Origin of the sequence: Paractinoplanes toevensis (assembly GCF_018332695.1) — a bacterium.
GTDB classification, from domain to species: Bacteria; Actinomycetota; Actinomycetes; order Mycobacteriales; family Micromonosporaceae; genus Actinoplanes; species Actinoplanes toevensis.
In genome coordinates, this window is sequence record NZ_BOQN01000022.1 from 30,033 (window position 1) to 46,756 (window position 16,724).

13 protein-coding genes are annotated in these 16,724 nt (G+C 68.0%); 5 read left to right on the plus strand and 8 right to left on the minus strand.

Features of this window, described 5'->3' with window-relative positions; all coding sequences use genetic code 11:
- The first annotated feature begins 26 nt into the window (after positions 1 to 26).
- Positions 27 to 521 carry a MarR family winged helix-turn-helix transcriptional regulator gene (locus Ato02nite_RS08950; RefSeq protein WP_213005950.1) on the plus strand — a complete coding sequence of 165 codons (495 nt, stop codon included), beginning with the start codon at positions 27 to 29 and terminating at the stop codon, positions 519 to 521.
- An 81-nt stretch (positions 522 to 602) separates the two neighbouring features.
- Here the strand turns inward: Ato02nite_RS08950 and Ato02nite_RS08955 are convergent, their stop codons facing one another.
- From Ato02nite_RS08955 to Ato02nite_RS08965, 3 genes are all read right to left on the minus strand, one after another.
- Positions 603 to 1,013 carry a nuclear transport factor 2 family protein gene (locus tag Ato02nite_RS08955; protein WP_213005951.1) on the minus strand — a complete coding sequence of 137 codons (411 nt, stop codon included), beginning with the start codon at positions 1,011 to 1,013 and terminating at the stop codon, positions 603 to 605.
- 3 nt (positions 1,014 to 1,016) lie between these two features.
- Positions 1,017 to 1,823 (minus strand): MBL fold metallo-hydrolase, encoded by an 807-nt coding sequence (locus Ato02nite_RS08960; protein ID WP_213005952.1) that lies wholly within the window; start codon positions 1,821 to 1,823, stop codon positions 1,017 to 1,019.
- Positions 1,824 to 1,886: 63 nt separating this feature from the next.
- A complete protein-coding gene (locus Ato02nite_RS08965; RefSeq protein WP_213005953.1) occupies positions 1,887 to 3,362 on the minus strand; it encodes a sensor domain-containing diguanylate cyclase in 1,476 nt (491 codons plus the stop codon).
- Between the two features lie 219 nt (positions 3,363 to 3,581).
- Here Ato02nite_RS08965 and Ato02nite_RS08970 point away from each other — a divergent pair, with 219 nt between their 5' ends.
- Positions 3,582 to 5,135 (plus strand): GGDEF domain-containing protein, encoded by a 1,554-nt coding sequence (locus tag Ato02nite_RS08970; RefSeq protein ID WP_213005954.1) that lies wholly within the window; start codon positions 3,582 to 3,584, stop codon positions 5,133 to 5,135.
- A 232-nt stretch (positions 5,136 to 5,367) separates the two neighbouring features.
- Complete coding sequence (locus tag Ato02nite_RS08975; protein ID WP_213005955.1) at positions 5,368 to 6,630, plus strand: YncE family protein; 1,263 nt, start codon at positions 5,368 to 5,370, stop codon at positions 6,628 to 6,630.
- A 51-nt stretch (positions 6,631 to 6,681) separates the two neighbouring features.
- On the opposite strand, the gene Ato02nite_RS08980 is transcribed toward Ato02nite_RS08975, so the two are convergent.
- A complete protein-coding gene (locus Ato02nite_RS08980; protein ID WP_246606343.1) occupies positions 6,682 to 7,677 on the minus strand; it encodes a glycosyl hydrolase 53 family protein in 996 nt (331 codons plus the stop codon).
- A 500-nt stretch (positions 7,678 to 8,177) separates the two neighbouring features.
- On the opposite strand from Ato02nite_RS08980, the gene Ato02nite_RS08985 reads away from it, so the two are divergent.
- Positions 8,178 to 11,183 carry a PAS domain-containing hybrid sensor histidine kinase/response regulator gene (locus Ato02nite_RS08985; RefSeq protein ID WP_246606353.1) on the plus strand — a complete coding sequence of 1,002 codons (3,006 nt, stop codon included), beginning with the start codon at positions 8,178 to 8,180 and terminating at the stop codon, positions 11,181 to 11,183.
- A gap of 72 nt (positions 11,184 to 11,255) precedes the next feature.
- Here the strand turns inward: Ato02nite_RS08985 and Ato02nite_RS08990 are convergent, their stop codons facing one another.
- The 3 genes from Ato02nite_RS08990 to Ato02nite_RS09000 form a co-directional block, all read right to left on the minus strand.
- Complete coding sequence (locus tag Ato02nite_RS08990; RefSeq protein WP_213005957.1) at positions 11,256 to 12,053, minus strand: DUF4232 domain-containing protein; 798 nt, start codon at positions 12,051 to 12,053, stop codon at positions 11,256 to 11,258.
- Positions 12,054 to 12,163: 110 nt separating this feature from the next.
- Positions 12,164 to 13,750: a methyl-accepting chemotaxis protein gene (locus Ato02nite_RS08995; protein WP_213005958.1), complete on the minus strand. Its 1,587-nt coding sequence runs from the start codon at positions 13,748 to 13,750 to the stop codon at positions 12,164 to 12,166.
- 206 nt (positions 13,751 to 13,956) lie between these two features.
- A complete protein-coding gene (locus Ato02nite_RS09000; protein ID WP_213005959.1) occupies positions 13,957 to 14,787 on the minus strand; it encodes a LysR family transcriptional regulator in 831 nt (276 codons plus the stop codon).
- Positions 14,788 to 14,906: 119 nt separating this feature from the next.
- Here Ato02nite_RS09000 and Ato02nite_RS09005 point away from each other — a divergent pair, with 119 nt between their 5' ends.
- Positions 14,907 to 15,593, plus strand: coding sequence for an SDR family NAD(P)-dependent oxidoreductase (locus Ato02nite_RS09005; RefSeq protein WP_213005960.1), 687 nt, complete (start codon positions 14,907 to 14,909; stop codon positions 15,591 to 15,593).
- Positions 15,594 to 15,720: 127 nt separating this feature from the next.
- Here the strand turns inward: Ato02nite_RS09005 and Ato02nite_RS09010 are convergent, their stop codons facing one another.
- Positions 15,721 to 16,581: an SDR family NAD(P)-dependent oxidoreductase gene (locus Ato02nite_RS09010; RefSeq protein ID WP_246606362.1), complete on the minus strand. Its 861-nt coding sequence runs from the start codon at positions 16,579 to 16,581 to the stop codon at positions 15,721 to 15,723.
- Between the last annotated feature and the right edge of the window lie 143 nt (positions 16,582 to 16,724).

The window sequence follows — 16,724 nt, forward strand, 5'->3', positions numbered from 1 at the left end:
ACGGGCCGGCGGGGAGTGGGGTAACAGTGGCTGACGACGTTCCGATCGCTACGGCCGAAGACGCCGCCAACCATGAGCTGATCTTGGCCTTCGGCCGGTTGCAGGGCGCGGCCAATCGGCTGGAGTACCTGCTGGGCCGGGCGATCGAGCAGGAGTGCGGCATCAGTCATCTGATGTTCGAGGTGCTGTTGATCCTCGGGCGGGCGGGCGACCCCGGCCTGTCGATGGGTGCGATCGCGCAGGAGCAGGTGCTCACCACCGGCGGCGTGACCCGGCTGATCGACCGGATGGCCGCGGCGGACCTGGTGCAGCGGACGGATGACCCCGGTGACCGGCGCGCCCGCCTGGTGCGGCTGACCGACCACGGCGAGAAGGTAGCGGTGCGGGCGGCGCGGATGCACGCCGACAACATCGCTCGGTTCTTCCTCGATCCCATCCCGGCCGGCCATCGCGCCCAGTTCATGGAAGATCTGCGAGTGCTGAGCCGCAGCGCGCGCGACGCCCTCCCCCGGCTGCGCTGAGAAGTCACCGCACCGTCGGCGGCGGGGCCGTGGTGATGGAGCCCCGCCCGTCGTACCGCTGGATCAGGCGTTCGGCCCTGATCAGGGAAGCATGGCGTCGCGGACTTTCGCGGTGTCGACGAATTGTTCGAAGCGCACGATCTGCCCACCACGGACGATGAAGTGGTGGGCGACGCGGACGTCGAGGAGATGACCGGTGGCCTTGTTGACCGCGGTGTAGCGGGCCAGGACGACGACGTTCTCACCGTCGGCGATGTAGGTGTCGTCGTGGGCGACCCAGTCGTCCCATCCGGTGCCCAGCCTCTCCATCACACCGCTGGTGACGCCCTCGGGTGTGCGGTAGGTGCCGGCCAGCGGGAAACCCGCCATCTCGGTCCATTCGACGTCGGGGGCCAGGGTGGCGCGCAGCGCGTCGAGGTCACCGGCGGCCGACGCCAGGTACTGGCGGCGGACCACGTCGGCGGGTGCGGCGCAGCCGGTGAAGTCGGTCATGGTTCAGCCCCAGACCATCTCGCCCTTGGCGACCTTGGCACCGATCTGCGCGGCGATCAGCATGCCGTGTCCGGGGTAACGGCGGATCAGTGCATCGGTCAGGGCAGCCCCGTCGGCGGCCTTGGCCAACTCCTCCTCGAAGGCGACCAGGTAGTCGCGGGTGCCGGTCACGGCACTCAGGTCGGCGGGGGTGCCGGGCAGGCGGTGCCCGGGCACGACCAGCCGGGGTTCCAGCGCGGTGATCTCGTCGAGCTGGGCGATCCAGGCGGCGCGCTGCTCGGGGCGGGCCGTATCGGCGGTCCAGACGTGCTCCTGCTGGAACAGCAGCACACCGCCGAGGACAGCGCGGTGCTCGGCCTGCCACAGGTAGTGGCGGTCGGGCAGCTGCGGCGAGCCGCCCTTGAGCTCGAACCGGTTTCCTTCGAGGGTGAGGTCACCGGCGAGCGGGGCGATCTCCACCAACCGGGTCGGCAGGTTGGCGCCGGCGGCGGCCCACGCGGTGAGCTTCTTGTCGTACGAGTGGGCGATGTGCTCGATGACCGGTGGTGTCGCGACGATCGCGGCGTCCGGGAAGGCGTCGGCGACGACCTCGGCACCGAAGTAGAAGTCCGGGTCGCCGTGGCTGATGACGATCGTGGTGAGTCGTTTGCCGGAGTCGAGCACGGCGGCAGCGAGCCGGTGGCCGTCGGCGCGGGTGAAGCCGGCGTCGACGAGCAGAGCGTCGGTCTCGCCGGTGACCAGGGTGGCCGTCTTGTTCTTGCTGCCGACCGGGAAGTCGAGATCGAAGATGTGGAAGTCGAGCGTGGCCATGGAAATGTCTCCTGGACTCGGGGGTGAGGTTGCCATTTACCTGACAAGACAATAACTGAGGTGTCAGGAGAATGGGAGCGGCTGTGCCCCGCGACACCCGCCGTGCTGCTCGCGGTCGGCCTCCCCGGGCAGATACCAGCTGTGCGTCCCCGCTCGTTTGGCTTCGTACATCGCGGCGTCGGCCAGGCGCAGCGCCTCCTCGGCGTTCTGCCGGTCGAGCTCGCAGACCGCGATGCCAACACTCGTCCGGACGCTCATCGGATGCCCGGCCACGGACTCCGGCTCGCCCAGCCGGTCGATGATGCGCTGGGCCACCGTCACCGCATCGCCGGGATGGCGCACCTCCGGCAGCACGACGACGAACTCGTCGCCGCCGAGCCGGGCGACCGTGTCACCGCCGAGCACGCAGTCGCGCAGCACCCGGGCAGCGTGGAGGAGCAGCTCGTCGCCGACGGCGTGCCCCAGTTCGTCATTGACCCGTTTGAAGCCGTCCAGGTCCAGGTACAGGATCGCGCCGAGGCCGGAGCCCGCTCCCCAGCCGGCCAGGACCTCACGCAAGGCGGCCCGGTTGGCCAGCCCGGTCAGCGGGTCGTGCGCGGCCTCGTACACCAGTTGATCCTGATGTTGTTTGCGCAGCGTGACGTCGCGGTGATTGAAGACGATGCCGGCCACTGCCGGATTGTCGAGCAGGTTACGGGCGGAGACCTCGTGCCAATGCCACGCCCCGTCGCCGTGGCGCAGCCGCAACTCCACGACCTCCCCGGCCGACCCGGACTTGAGTGCGTCCGCCATCGCCTGCGCGATCGGCCGGTCCTCCGGGTGCACGAGGTGGTCGCGGCTGTCCCGGTACTCCTGCTCGGACCAGCCCATCACGTGTTCCACCGCTGAGCTGACGAAGAACGCGGTGCCGGCGGCGTCGGTGATGACGGTGACGTCCTGGGAGTCCTGCAGCACGGTCCGGTAGCGTTCCTCGCTGCGGCGAGCGGCCTGTTCGCTGAGGGCCAAGGCATTCTCCGCGGCGTCCCGTGCCGCGTCGGCCGTACCGAGCGCCCGGATCGCCAGCACGGCGCACAACGCCCCCACGGCGCCGACTGCCTGTGCGGTTCCCGGAGCGAGGTAGGTCTCCAGCAGCCCGGCCGCAAGAGCCGCCTGTCCGGCCGCGATCGCCAGCACCGACAGAGCCGCGATCAGGCGCCACGACCGGGCCAGGGAGCCGGTGACCGTGGCGAACTGCACGAAGCCGATGGCCAGCACCGGTCCCCACCCGGTCAGATACGTGACCCCGCCGCAGTACGCCACCTGCAGGGCAGTGCCGAGGAGACCGGATCGGCCGATCCGGTCGGGCTGACCCTCCCCGGAGGGACGCAACGCCCACTGCAGGAAGAGTGCGCCACCGAGCAGGAACGCGATGAAGAACCAGAGAGCGCCGGGAATTGCCCAGCCCAGCTCATGCAGCGCGGTGAGGCACACCAGACCACAGATGACCTCCAGGCCGCCCAGCAGAGCGGGCCACCGACGACCGGGCCACTTCCGACTCACCGTCACCCCTAGCCTGCCGTCATCCACCTCGTATCCCTATCGGCGGTACTCGCGCCGCATTGAGAAACTTCGCAGTCGGCGAAACGGTCCAGGGCAATATCGCCGGGCACTCACGCCGTCCGGGCCGGCGGCACATAATGATCCCTGGCACGCCACCTCGCGTTGCGGCACCGCGGTGGTGCTGCCGGCACGGACGCGGTTCGACACGGTGAGGAACAGGTGCCAGACCCAGAGCGACCAAGCGGTGCACACGAAGGCGCTGTCGAGCAGGCCTATCTGCTCATCGAGTCGGCGCAGGGTCACCACGACGCCGTACGGGTCGACAGTGCCGGCCGCGAGGCCGTTGCGCACGGGTGGGACGACGTTTGCCTGCTGCTCCATTTCGCACGTTCGCTCGCGTGCCAGGAGGCGGGCGAGGACGATTCCGGCCACGTCGACGCGATGTTCGATGCCGCCGTGCAGCTGGCGGAACCCTCGCTGCTGGCGTTGGCCATGGCGGTGAAAGCCGCCCGCAACGCCCACCGCAGGCGAACGACAACCTCCGGCGAGTCGGCGGCGGCCCTGCTCGTCAATGCCGTGGTGCTGCTCGACGACCACAATCCCGCCACGCCGGTGGTGCATCGGGTGGCGGCACTGATCGAGGTCGGCAACGTTGCACACGAACTCGGGTTCTGGGAGTTGGCGGCGGAGTACTTCACCCACGCCGAGCAGGCGCTGACCGAAGCGCTCGCCGGCAACTGGGCCGCTACGGCACGCCGGCAGTCGCTCGTCGTCACGATCAACCGGTGCGAGCTCAGGCTGGACTGGGCCTGCGCGCTCGCCGGCATCGGCCGGTGGGACCAGGCCGCCGCCCTCGCCCGGCCGGCCCTGGCCGACAGCGACCCGACCGACTCCCGCTGGCCGCCCAGCTGGGTGGCCCAGTATCACGGCCAGATGCACCTGCTCGCGGCTCTGTCCGGAAGCCCGGCGCCCAGGACAGGCCCGGCGAACGTGACGGCGTTGGCAGCAGCGATCCAGGCGGCGCTGGCCGGCGACGCCGTCCGCGCGGCCGAGCTGGCCGAGGGCCCGGCCGAACATGTCGAGGTGCATCTACCGACCTTCACGCACCTCCTCGCGCTGGGCCTCGCCGCGAAACGGCCCGGCACGGCACCGGCCGCGATCCGCTACGGCGAGCAACTGGCCGCCTTGAGATGGAACGACCGGCTGGATCGGATGGCCGGCATGCGCGACGCCATCACCGTCGAACGCCGACGCCGCGACCACGAACAACTGCGCCGCGACCTCGTGGTCGACGAACTGACCGGCCTGGCCAACCGACGCGGCTATCACGCCTATCTCGCGGCCGCCGACGACCACTCCACCGGACCGAACGATGACGTCAGCTACACCGTGATGATGATCGACGTCGACCACTTCAAAGCGGTCAACGACGGCTTCGGCCACGATGTCGGAGACCTCGTCCTCGCTCGCCTCGGCCAGGTCTTCGCCGCACATGTCCGGCAGACCGATCTGGCCGCCCGCCTCGGCGGCGACGAGTTCGTGATCATCCTCGCCGACGTACTCCCCGGCGTGCCCGAGACCCGCGCCCGGCACATCCTCCAGGCGGTCGAAAGCCATCCGTGGAACGACCTGGCGGCCGGCCTGACCGTGTCGGTCAGCATCGGCGTCCACCACGGCAGTCGTAGTGAGCTGCCGGTCCTGCTGTCCGACGCCGACCGGCACCTGTACCAGGCAAAGAACGGTGGTCGCGGTCGGGTCGCCGCCACCACCTGAGCAATCTTGCGGGGGATCACCACGCAGACGCCGGACTCCGATCGAGCCGCCGGGTAGCCGGTCCGGGCGTTGGGCCCCGGCCGTCTCGGTTCGCTTGTCGTCGAAGGACAACCGGCTGCCGAGGCGTTGGCGACCGCTCTCTATCGACATCGGACCATCTGCTGGTCAGATGGTGTTACCGCGCGGTAAGCGCGGGTCCGCAGCGAATCTTCTCCCGTCCCGGAGGTGGCTGATGACCGCACGATCGGCGTCGAGTTCGCGTCGTCCTCGGACAGGCAAGGCAGTCGCCGGTGTGCTCGGCGCCATGCTGCTGCTGTTGCCGCTCGGCGCGGCGTCGCCGGCCGCTGCGGCCGTCCCCCTGCAGCAGGTCATGTTCGTGGGGAACAACTGGGACGGTACCGTCGACGTGATCCACTCAACCGGGGACTTCGCCGGCATCGGGCGACTCGACGTGGTGCCGGACAAGCAACAGCGGCTCTGGGAGATCTATCTGAACCCGGTCGCGCTCGGCTTCTATCTCGGTATCCAGCAGGGACCGGGCGAAGGGCACGACCAGCTGGTCGACGACATGTACGCCACGCCCGAGGGGGACGCGCTCGTCGTCTCCCGGCCCAGCTTCGCCGACGTGGTCTCGATCGATCTGGCGACCGGCGCGATCAAGTGGAGGTTCGCGGTCTCCGGCTACCGCGCCGACCACATGGCGGTCTCGCCGGACGGCACCATGGTGGCGGTCTCCGCCTCCACCTCGAACAAAGTGCATGTGCTGAACATTCGTACCGGTGCGCAGATCGCCGCCCTCGACACCGGGGACAAACCGCACGAGAACATCTTCACCAAAGACGGCCGGTACCTGTGGAACATGTCGATCGGCGAGGTGAACACGGCGCTCGACGACCCGGGGTGGGACTGGACCAAGGGCGACCGGCACATCACGATCGTCGACACCCGCACCTGGAAGGTCGTGAAGACCATCGACATGCGGTCGCGACTGGACGCGTTCGGCCGCTCCGACCTCTCCAACGCCGTCCGGCCGGCGGTCTTCTCGCCGGACGAGTCCAAGCTTTACTTCCAGGTCTCGTTCTTCGCCGGGGTGGTCGAGTACGACGTGGCCACCGACAAGATCACCCGGGTGGCCACCATGCCGACCAGCCCGGGAACCGACCCCGACCGCACCACCTGGGTCAACGACTCCCGGCACCACGGCCTGTCGATGAACCCGGACGGAACGAAGCTCTGTGTCGCCGGGACGATGGACAACCTCGCGATGGTCGTGGATCGGGCCACCCTCACGCCCCGCACGCCGGTTGCGGCGAGCAAGCCGTACTGGGCCACGGTCAGTGGCGACGGCAAGTCCTGTGTGATCTCCGAGTCCGGCGCTGACCAGGTGACGGCGATCGACTTCGCCACCGGCCGGAAGGTCACCTCGGTCGCGGTCGGTCACCACCCCCAGCGCGTCCGGATCGGGCGCATCGCCACCGGATGGACCGCACCCTGAGCAGGCGGGTCAGCCCGCGATCGTCTTCCACGGCGCGGCCTGGGTGCCGGATCAGAGGAAGCCGTCGAGGGCTGCGGTCGGGCGCCGGGAGGCTTCGTCCCACGCGGAACTGTTGTAGGCGGTGAGCGACGGATAGCCTTCCGGCTCCCAGAAGAAGGTGCCCAGGCCGCCGAAGGCCTTGATCCCCGTCACGAACGCCTTCAGCGAGTCACGCACCTGGGTCGGTTTGCCCACCGGTCCGCCGTACTCGACCTGCATGACCGGCTTGCCGTACGTGGTCTGGATGGTCTGCATGTTCGCCAGGATGCCGGGCACGTTGCCGCCCTGGCCGTAGGAGGACAGACCGGTGATGTCCCACCTGCCGCCGTTGGACCGGTAGGCGTTGAGGAAGTTCTGAACGCCGGCCAGGTTCTGCGGTTGAGCCAGGTGCACCAATACCGGCGTGCTCGGGAACACCAGCTTCGACATGTCGTAGGCGGCGTTCAGCAGGCCCGTCATCTGGGCCGGCTTGCTGAGGCTGCCGGTCGGCTGGCAGATGCCCGAGTTCTGCTCGTTACCGATCTTCACCCAGCCCGGCGTCACCCCGTAGTACTTGATGACGTTCAGCGAGTGGTAGACGTAGTCGTTCATCGCCTTCAACATCTGGGCGTACGTCATGCCCGCCCACGCCGCCGGCGGGTTCTGCACACCGGCCGAATTCCACGTATCGCCGAAATGGAACCCGATGAGCACCTGCAAACCCGCGGCCTTGGCCCGCTGGGCCATCTGCGCCGTCTCCTCGATGCTGCAGTGCCCGTTGGTGGGATGGCTGGACGGATTGACCCACGTGCGCAGGCTCACCGCGGTGATGCCATAGTCCTTCAGGATCGACAGCAGGTCCCGCTGAACGCCGTTCTTGTCTTTCCAGACATAGCCATTGGCCTCCAGTTGGGGCAGCCAGCTGACGTCGGCCCCCTTCACAAAAGTCGCCGCCGCGTCGGCCTGGCCGCCCAGCACGGTGGCGCCCGCCGCCAGCGCTCCAGCGCCGGCTGCGGCACCGGCCAGCACGGAGCGACGCCGCAGGCCACCGCTGCTCGTCTGCCTCTTTTCCGACATTTCAGCACCTCATGCTCAGTAGGCGGTTCCCGCCGCAGGACTATCTTTAATGCCGCTTCCGTCCATTACTGCCAAGAAGGCGAAATTGCCGTTCAGAACTGCTCCTGGCGACCCCGGTACGCTACTCGTCAGATCGATGTCAGTCAATGGATCGAAGCGATCCTTCGGTAAGGTCCGGCCGATCTGCCACGTCGACATCATCGTGTACAACGACAACCCGACCTCCCGTCCGGGAGACCCGCGTCGGGCCCTGCCGGCGGTGGGGATTCAGCCATCCCGACCGACGTGTTGCCTGGACCACTATGGGCAGGCGCCAGAGGGCCGTCAGCCGTTCGGACACTATTCATTGGGTTCTGTCATATTCTGAACCTTATTGCTCTATGTCGAGGCGCGCCTGTCGGCGGGGACAGAGGTTTCTCATGGCGCTGATCCTGGTCACTTCCCTGTTTGCGTTGATCTTGCTGTGGGTGTCGTGGCGGTACCTGCAGCGCCGTGATCCGTTGCTGCGGGACGTGATGTGGATGTTCGCGTCGGTGGCGATGCTGTTCGTGATCGGCTTGGTCCGATTGTTCGTCGGTGCGCCACCACGACCACTGATGATCTTCGCGATCGGGTTGTTGCTGGCGAAACCGCTGTTCACGTTGCGGCTGGTGAGCCGGCTGCGTCCACTGCGCTCGTGGTGGTGGCCGACGAGCTTGGTGGCATGGACGTTGAGTGCTGTGCCGGTGTTGGCGTCGGCGACCCGGCCCATTCCACGGCCGGTGGTGTGGCCGGCGGTGGCGGTGTTCTTCGGCGCGGAGGTCCTCGCGGCGTGGCTGCTGGGTACCGCGGCTCGGCGGCGCGGTGGCGCGGCGCGGGTGCGGTTGTGGTGTGCGGCCGCCGGCACCGGTGTGTTCGGTACCGCTTTGCTGATCTCCGCTACCGGTGCCGCGGTGCAGGCCCGACTGCTGGCCGTGGTCTCCGGCCTGCTCTATCTCGCGGCCTTCGTACCGCCCCGCGGGCTGCGGCGGATGTGGGCCGCAGGAGCAACGAATGCGGCCGTGCGCCGGTTGCTGGCCCTACCGGCCAGCGAGGCGGACCAGACGTGGGACAGCTATTGCCACGACGCTACGGCGGTGCTTGGCGCGGACAACGTGGTGGTCCTGATGCCGGCCGCGGATCACCGTGTGCGGGTGGTTGGTGGCGCCGCCCGGCCGGTGGACATGCTCGAATGCACAGCGGCGGGCCTGGACGAACTACTGGCGGCCGATGATCCGATCGACGCGCTGGCCGGCTGGACCCATCCGCCGGTGGTGGCGGTGATGTTCGCTCAGGCCAGCGATACCCGGTTCGTGACCGCGACCGCGGTGGACGCGCCCGGTGAGCGGGGTGCGCTGCTACTGCTCAACCGCTATCGCAGCATTTTCGCCGAGGACGACGTCGAGGCATTCACCGCACTCGCGAGTCATGCCGCAGCCTTGGCCCGGCGGGCGCAGACCTCGGCCGAACGCGAAAGCCTCGCGGCGATCGTCGAATCCTCGCACGATGCCATCATCGGCAAGACCCTCGACGGGGTGATCACCAGCTGGAACGCCGGTGCCGAACAACTCTACGGTTACCAGCGCGACGAGGTACTCGGCCGGCACGCCTCCCTGCTGTTCCCGAACGCGCAGCAGGACGCCGAGGCGCAACTGATCCAGCGCATCACCCGCGGCGAGAACATCGACCAGTATCGCGTGGCGCGCCGCCACAAGGACGGCACCACGATCACCGTGTCGCTGACCTTGTCACCGATCACCGACGCCACCGGCCGGGTCACCGGGGTGGCATCGATCTCCCGGGACATCACCGAACGCCAGCGCGCTGAGGCGATGTTCGAAGGACTACTGGAAGCCGCACCGGACGCGATCATCGGCGTCACCCGCGACGGCGCCATCACACTGATCAACGAGCAGGCGGAACGACTGTTCGGCTACCGGCGGGAGGAACTCATCGGCCAACCGGTCGACGTCCTCGTGCCGCAGCGGCTACGCACCCACCACGTGCAGCACCGCGACGGCTACTCCGCCCATCCGCGTAACCGGCCGATGGGCGCCGGAGCAGCGCTGACCGCCGTGCGTAAGGACGGCACCGAGTTCCCCGCCGAGATCAGCTTGTCCTCGGTCAGCACGGATCGGGGCATGATCGTGACGACCGCTATCCGCGACGTCACGGGCCGACTGATCGCCCAGGCGGAACGCGAGCGGTTGATCGCCCAAGCCGAACGCGACGCCGGCGAACGCCGCCTTCAGCACGCCCGCCGGCTGGAAAGCCTCGGCGAACTCGCCGGCGGGGTAGCCCACGACTTCAACAACATCCTGGCCGTGATCAGCAACTACACCGACATGGTCCTGGACACCCTGAACAGCCCGGTCCTCGAATCGGCCGAACTGGCCGAGGTCCGCAACGACCTGGGCCAGGTCAGCCGGGCCGCCGAACGGGCCGCGCGACTGACGAAACAACTGCTGGCCTTCGGGCGGCGCGACATCACCCAAGCCACCGTCCTCAGCCTCAACTACGTCATCGGTGACGTCGAACAGATGCTGCGCCGCTCCCTGGGTGAACACATCCACCTGATCACCAGCCTCGACCGGCAGCTGTGGCACGTCCACGCCGACGCCAGCCAGATCGAACAGATCCTGCTCAACCTGGCCGTCAACGCCCGCGACGCCATGCCTGGCGGCGGCACCCTGTCCATCGACACCAGCAACGCCGAACTCACCGCCGACGACAGCAGCGGCGGTACCCTCCCGCCCGGTCGCTACGTACGCATGCGGGTCAGCGACACCGGCTCCGGCATGCCACCCGACGTCATCGAACGCGCCTTCGAACCCTTCTACACCACCAAACCCAAAGGCTCCGGCACCGGACTCGGACTGGCCACCGTCTACGGCATCGCCACCGCCGGCGGCGGTGACGTGCGCCTGTACTCCGAAGCGGGCATCGGCACCACCGTCACCGTCGTCCTACCCGCCGTCGACACCCCCGCCCACACCAACCCGGCCAACACCGACACCCCCGCCGGCCCACCCGCCGACCAGCAGCCACCCCACGAAACCATCCTCATGGTCGAGGACGAGGACGACCTGCGCCAGATCACCGGCCGCGTACTGACCCGCGCCGGCTACGACGTACTCACCGCCGCGGGCGGCGCCGAAGCCATCCACCTCGCCCAAACCCACCCAAGCCCCATCGACCTGCTCCTCACCGACGTGATCATGCCCAAAATGCTCGGCAACGAAGTCGCAGCCCGGATCGCCCAGTGCCGCCCGGGCATCCCCGTGCTCTACATGTCCGGCTACGCGGAACCCGTCCTCACCGAGAACGGCACCCTGCCCGACGGCGTCACCATCGTCGAGAAACCCTTCACCAGCCACGAATTGCTCGACCGCATCAGAACCGTCCTGCACCAGACCGCAAAGACCACCGAACGGACATAAGTGGTGCCGACCGGGGAAGAAATGGATGCCAATCGAAGCTTCGAAGTTCTGGTCGGCGGCAACCTTCGCGGATCACCAGGCGACCACGCCCGTACGGATGGGCTGCAGTGTGCCGATCTGCAGAGAAGTCATGGTGATGGCGTTCTTCTCCCCCGCGGGAAACCCTTCCAGCTCGGCGGTCTTCCCGTTGCCCGAGCTCTGCAAGTTGTACCGCAGGCTGTTGCCGACGTGGCAGGCGCTGTCGCCCTTGTCGCAGACGGTCCACTTGATGCCGGCGAACGCGCTCGTGCGGGGCTTGAGCTTGACGGTGATCGCCTCGCCCGGTTGATCGACCATCTCCAGGGGCACGCCGGTGTCCTCGTCGGCCGGATTGATCAGCGCAATCGCGAAGTGTCCCCGGACCTTGCAGGTGTGATCCGAGGAGTTGGTCACCGTGACCAGTCCCAGCCGGTGGTGTCCCACTACGGCCTGAGGCTGGAAGGTCACGTCGAGCGTGACGTCGTTGTTGAGGCAGCCGGGCACCGTGCTCGTCTTGCCGGTCGATCCACCGGAGCCATCGGCTTGGTCCGAGCCACCGGAATCCCCTGAGTCAGCGGTCGCTTCCGGTGTGACCGACGCACCGGCGGCCTGCCCGGGCGACGTCTGACTCGGTGCGGCTGCCGCCGGCGCAGCGGCATCGTTAGCGCACGCCTGCTGGCTCAGCGCCAGACCGACGCCGATCGCGCCGAGAACCACCACGCGCAGATGGCGAGAATTCATCGAAGGCTCCTGATCGAGATATGACGTACCGAAGCGCTTGTTCTCCCCGGCACCGACCACAATGCCCGCCACTGCGCGGCGGCGCGGCGGGTCGATGGTCGACTGGCACAAACGCAGGAGGAGACCGCGCGGGACGGGCGTCGTGGAAATGCTCGACGACTTACCTCTGAACGACCGCGGAGCGCCGGCACGCCGTCGTAAGCGCCTGCGCGGTTGGCGGCTCAGTAGCGGAAACGAGCGAGGTTGGTCTGCAGCGCGCCGGCGACCCGGGCGAGGTCGGCGGAGGTTTGTTCGGTGTTGGCGGCGGCGCTGGTGGTTTCGGCGGCTGACTGGGCCACGCCGCTGACATTGGCGCTGATCTCGGCGGAGCCGGTGGCGACCTCGGCGACGTTGCGGCTCATCTCCGTGGTGGTGGCGGTTTGCTGTTCGACGGCCGCGGCGATAGCGGTCTGGGTGTCGTTGATCTTCTGGATGACCTCGCTGATCGCGATGATCGCGGTTACCGCCGCCTGGGAGTCACCTTGGATGGCCGATACCCGGGTGGAGATGTCCTCGGTGGCGCGGGCGGTTTCCTGGGCGAGGTCTTTGACTTCGGAGGCTACGACGGCGAAGCCTTTGCCCATCTCGCCGGCCCGGGCGGCTTCGATGGTGGCGTTCAGGGCCAGCAGGTTGGTCTGCTCGGCGATGCTGGTGATCAGTTTGACGACGTCGTCGATCTCGGCCGAGGAGGCGCCGAGTTTGTCGAGGATCTGCCGCGCCTCGGCGGTGCTGGTCACCGCGCCGGCAGCGACCTCGGCGGCGTTGGACGTCGAGCGGGCGATCTCGGAGATCGAGGCGCCGATCTGCTCGGAGCCGGCGGCGATCGTGGCGATGTTGACGCTGATCTCCTCGGCCGCGGATGAGGCTCCTTGCGCCTGACCGGCGGAACGTTCGGCGGACTGGTTGACCGACTTCGCTACCGCGGAAAGCTCCTCGGAGGAGGACGCGAGGGTCTCGACGTTGACGCCGATCTCGCGCATCGCCGTGGTGAGCCGTTCGAGGGCGGTGTTGAGCGATCGGCCCATCTGCCCCATCTCGTCCGTGCTGCCCACGTGCAGGCGCTGGTCCATGATGCCTTCGGCGAGCCCGGCCAGCACGGCAACCGTGCGCCCCAGCGGACCGGCGATGGAACGGCTGACCAGCCAAACGATCAATCCGGAAAGTACCACCGCGAGGGCGACGAGCCCGATGATCAGCAACCTTGCCCGGCTCGCTGCCGTTTTTGACTCGGTCAGTGACTGAGCTGCGGCAGCGGATTCGATGTCACCGATCTCGTTGAGCCCGGCCGTCATCCTGGTGATCAGGGCGTCGGCGTTGGCGGTGCGCACTTTCACGAACTGGGTGGTGTTGCCGGCCATCGCCAGTGGAACGAGTTGATCGTCGCGGACCTTCCGGTACGCCTCGAGGCTGTCGGTGACAGCTTTGACCTGTGTTTCCCGGCCGACGATGCCGGTGGCCTGATAGGCCGCCCACTGCTTGTCGAGGTCGGTGTCGAGCTGGTCGATCTGTTGTTGCGCCTTCTGCTTGTTCGTCGCGGAGTCGGCGATGAGCATGTTCAGCAGCTGGAATCTGATGAATGCCATGTCCGTTCGGACGTCGCCTACGTAGTCGATGGCCAGCAGGTTGCTCTGGTACATGTCCTCGGTGCGGTTGTTCGTCTCCTCCAGCCGCAGCACACCGACGACCCCGACGATCACGGTGAAAACACAGACCAGGCTGAAACCGGCGACAAGCTTCCCGGCTACCCGCAGGTTCCGGAACCACGACAACGGCGTCGACCGACCATCAGTTGAACCGTCAGACACGAATTCACCCCTTCGTCGGCGACGCGGCCAAAGCGACGCGTTAAGGCGTTACACCTTCTTGTCGGCCATTACGACGTCCGGCTGAGATCGACGCCAATGGTCGGACAATGACCATTTGTCGTACAACAAGTGAATCGACGGATGCTTGGGGGTAGGCGTTCGCATTGAGGTCAGTCGGGCTCGCGGGCAGCGGCTGCCGACGCCGCGGCGCGGACGAGGGCTGCGACCGATGGGGACGTGCTGTGCGCCGGCCAGGCGAGTAGAAGGTTGATCGAGGGGAGGTCCGTCATCGGTACCGCGGTGAGATCGTCGCGGAGCGGCGTGGTCAGTACCCGGGGTAGGACGGCGACCTTACGTCCGAGAGCGATCAGGTGCATCAGAGTGCTGAGGCTCGGCATCTCGCCGGGTTCGCTGGGCTTGCGGTGCAGGTCTTCCCCGGCGAGGTCGGCCATCTGCAGGCTCGATCGTTGCGCGAGTGGGTGAGACGTGGGCAGGACAGCGACCGGCGCCTCGGTCAACAGGGTTTCGGTGTCGAGCTGGTCCAGATCGTCGGGCGGCGCGTACAGCAGCGCCGCATCCGCCCGTCCTTCGCGCAGTGCACGAGCGCTGTCGGCCTCGAAGATCACCTCGGCCGGCAATACGCCGGGTTCGCGTTCGTACGCGGTGAGGATGGCCGGAAGCAGGCCCCCGTCACCGCCCGGCTTCATGGCCAGCAACAGTCGCGGCTCACGGTTGCCGGCCCGCCGGGTCCGCGCCGCTGCGGCGGAAACCGCCTCCAACACGACGTAGGCCTCGCGGGTCAATATTCGGCCGGCCTCGGTCAGCGCGACCGCGCGGCTGGTCCGCTCGAACAAGGTGACGCCCAGCTTGCGCTCCAGTTGCCGGATCGCCTTGGAAAGTGCGGGCTGGGCGATACCCAGCCGGGTCGCGGCCCGGCCGAAGTGCAGTTCGTCGGCAACTGCCGAGAAGTACGCCAGTTCCCGCGTTTCCAGCCGATCCATTCACACAGGTTATCGATCGCGTCCCGGTCGGTCTTGGACACGTCACCGGAACCGGTGATGAGGTCAATGCCGGCCTGTCGACATGTCCGGCAGCCGACCTCTGTCGAAGGAGACCCACTATGCCCACGATCGCGCTCGTCGCTGCCGGGGCGCGCCTCGGCTTGTCCCTTGGAAGAATCTTCGGCCGTCAAGGCTTTGACGTAGCCCTCATCGCACGCTCGAAGGATCGACTTGGCGAGCTCACCGAGCAACTGACGGCCGAAGGCGTCAAGACGGCGGGCTTCGCCGCAGACGTCACCGATCGGGCCGCCTTGACCGCAGCCCTGCACAACGCTGCGGAACGGCTCGGCGCAATCGGTGTACTGCACTACTCCGCCCCGCCCGCGGGAAACAGCGAAGCCGTCCGCAACACCGGAGCGCTGGACGTCACCGTGGACGACCTCGAGTCTCAGATGGAGAGTGTCTGCTATGGGGCGATCACCGCGACACGCACGGTGCTGCCGGCAATGCTGACGGCCGGCGCCGGGACTCTGCTCTACACCACCGGCGCATCCTCGGTCATACCCGTACCGATGTTCGTCGGCACCGGAATGGCGGGCGCAGCTCTCCGCAAGTGGGTTCTCACCCTCAACGGCGCGCTGGCCGACAAGGGAATCTACGCCGGCCACGTCGCGATCGGCGCATGGATAGCCGGAACCCCGGGCATCCCGGACGACGCCAAGCCCCAACACCCCGATGACCTCGCCCACCTCTACTGGGAACTGCACGCCACCCGGGAACCCGCTGATCGCCTCATCTCCGCCTGATCGATCCCGCCCTTCGTCGCGATGATCAAGGCGTCCCGTCGCCCCTTCAGGGCTGAACCGGCCCAGCTCGTCCCGCTCGGCGTCGTCCGCGGCCGGGTAGTCCCTGAGCGCGCCACCTCCAGGTGGCTCATCGGGCCGCCACCGCGACCAGATCGGCGGTCGCATCCCACAGCCGGGCGGCCATGGCCTGGTCGAGGCCGGCCTTGCCCGGCCGGCGGAGGGCCGGGTGGCCGCGCAGCCCACCGAGACCGTCCGCCCCGATGTACGAGTTGCCGGGCACGTCCTGGGTGGCGGCGTAGAGCACCGACAACGCCCCGATCTCCGCAGCGTTGGTGAGGAACGTGAACCGGTTGATGACGTTCGACCGGGAGTGGGCGGCCAGCGCGGTGCGGGCGATGCCCGGACTGGCGAGCACCGAACGCACCGGGCGGCCGGCGGCGGTCAGACGGCGCTGCAACTCCAGGGAGAACAGCACAACGGCGAGCTTCGAAGCCTCGTACGCGCTCATCCCGTTGTAGCCGCGGGAGCGCCAGTCGAGGTCCGTCAGGTCGATCTTGCCCTGCCGGTGCAGTTGGCTGGTGACGTGGACGACGCGGTCGGTGATGCGGTCGAGCAGCAGGTTCGTCAGCAGGAACGGCCCGGTGTAGTTGGTGGCGGTCTGCAGGTCCAGGCCGTCCCGGGTACGCGCGGCCGGGATGTCCATCACGCCGGCGTTGTTGATCACGATGTCGAGATCACCGGACCAGGAGTCGGCGAACGCCCGCACCGAGCCCAGGTCGGCCACGTCGAGCGCCCGGACTTCGAAGGCGCCGGGCAGACCGGCAAAGGCCCGACGGGCCTTGGTGGTGTCGCGTACGCCCAGCACGACCCGCGCGCCGACCCGGGCGAGTTCGCCCGCCGTGATCAGGCCGAGCCCGCGCCCGGCACCGGTGATCAGCACCGTGCGGCCGGTCAGATCCGGGAGGTCGTTCGCTGTCCATCTGGTCATCGGTTCAGGCTCCTTGTGCTCGACGTCCGAGGCGACCGGTGATCGCCGGGTCAGTCAACCCGCCCGCCACCGGGGCAGGAAGGACACGCAGAACCGCTGAATGGCAGGTCGTGGCTGAGCGTCGCCGGATGGCAGACGATGGC

Excerpts from the sequence above, each read along its gene's own strand:
- Ato02nite_RS08955 (WP_213005951.1), bottom strand. The coding sequence starts at position 1,013 with ATGACCGACTTCACCGGCTGCGCCGCACCCGCCGACGTGGTCCGCCGC.
- Ato02nite_RS08960 (WP_213005952.1), bottom strand. The coding sequence starts at position 1,823 with ATGGCCACGCTCGACTTCCACATCTTCGATCTCGACTTCCCGGTCGGC.
- Ato02nite_RS08975 (WP_213005955.1), top strand. The coding sequence starts at position 5,368 with ATGACCGCACGATCGGCGTCGAGTTCGCGTCGTCCTCGGACAGGCAAG.
- Ato02nite_RS09000 (WP_213005959.1), bottom strand. The coding sequence starts at position 14,787 with ATGGATCGGCTGGAAACGCGGGAACTGGCGTACTTCTCGGCAGTTGCC.
- Ato02nite_RS09005 (WP_213005960.1), top strand. The coding sequence starts at position 14,907 with ATGCCCACGATCGCGCTCGTCGCTGCCGGGGCGCGCCTCGGCTTGTCC.
- Ato02nite_RS09010 (WP_246606362.1), bottom strand. The coding sequence starts at position 16,581 with ATGACCAGATGGACAGCGAACGACCTCCCGGATCTGACCGGCCGCACG.